Raw genomic sequence first — 1,272 nt, 5'->3', positions numbered from 1 at the left:
TTGATAAGCTTCTTCGGGAACCGCTCGCAATTTGCCCCGACAGAGAATTGCTTGGGGATGATAATCGATATTTTGCAGATAATAAATCCCCCAAGGAAAACAATCTCGTAGGGATTTTTCCTCTTCAGCAGTGATCGGTTTTAAATCACTTTTAGGTGCAGGATTATCAATATTTTCTAGGACTAAATTCGCTGTTTCCGCTGGTGATGGGGGGCTTTCTTGGGGAGTAACCCGACCCATTTGTACTAGCCACCAATACAAAAAAGGGCAGATCACAAAAGGACCGATCAGCAAAAATGCCGGCATGGGGGTATCCTCTCCATAGATTAACGTCCAGCCGGTCCAAATTAGAGCCGGAGTCATCAGGACTAACCAAATTAACCAAATTGGTGTTGTCGTGATTTTGGCCACGCTACGCTTGACGATAAAATAGGTGAAACCGCCCAGAATCCCTAATAACAACCACATTTCCATATCGGCTCTTTTCTCTTGAATAAAAAGCGGCTAATTTCAGCCGGCCCGGTCATCGAAAAACTGGGTCTGAAACCCCGCCCTTTAGCGATAGCGGAGGGCGGCTTTACATAAGTTAGCGAGAAACAATTAAACCGTTAGAACGACGAATTAACTGAATCTTACTAACAGCTATCTGTCCCAATCGTTGACCATTGGTATCGCTTACAGATAGCTGTTTTTCGGTATCTCCACTTACATAACCAATCCCTTTGGGAGAAGAAACTAAATCTCCTTTACGGAACCCATGTCTTGTGGTAGAGCCACCATATTTACGTCGTTTACCACCTTTAGAAAAAACCATCAGGTGAAGTTGACGACGACTAATAGGAGGACGTTTGATGACAGCAAAGGGAGCGTTTGTTACTTTAACAGAACCCTTCCAATCATATCCATGACCATTAGAATTGTGAAATGGCCAATAATCTAAAAACTGAAAACAGGCAAGAGCAATTCCATCGTTAGCATGACTTTCTGGTGATTGTTCTGCTTTATTTTTGGACTTTTCTAGTCGCAAATACTTTCTGAGATTAGAGGTTTGCCAACCAAAGCGAGTATGGACTGTTGCCAATTGAGACAGTTGCTCAATAGCCCATTTTTGTCCGACCATAACCGACGAGAAACCTTTTCCAGACTTAGCTCCTTTTCTACCAGAAGTTAGATCAATATCGGCTTTAATGTACTCAAAGTAAATATCGGTAATTGGATAGATTTTGGTTAGTTCGGAAACGACTCGAAGTTCAAGTTGACGATTAGCTCTGA

2 pseudogenes are annotated in these 1,272 nt (G+C 42.5%); both read right to left on the bottom strand.

The annotated features are described in order from the left end of the window. A pseudogene (locus PX636_RS14640) lies at positions 1-474 on the bottom strand (site-2 protease family protein); the annotation flags it as partial. Positions 475-586: 112 nt separating this feature from the next. Further along, positions 587-1,272, bottom strand: a pseudogene (locus tag PX636_RS14635) (RRXRR domain-containing protein); the annotation flags it as partial.

It is taken from the genome of Microcystis sp. M53598_WE2 (assembly GCF_030067735.1).
GTDB classification, from domain to species: domain Bacteria; phylum Cyanobacteriota; class Cyanobacteriia; order Cyanobacteriales; family Microcystaceae; genus Microcystis; species Microcystis aeruginosa.
Note: the sequence above shows the minus strand (reverse complement) of the source record. Positions and strands in the feature narration are given on the sequence as shown.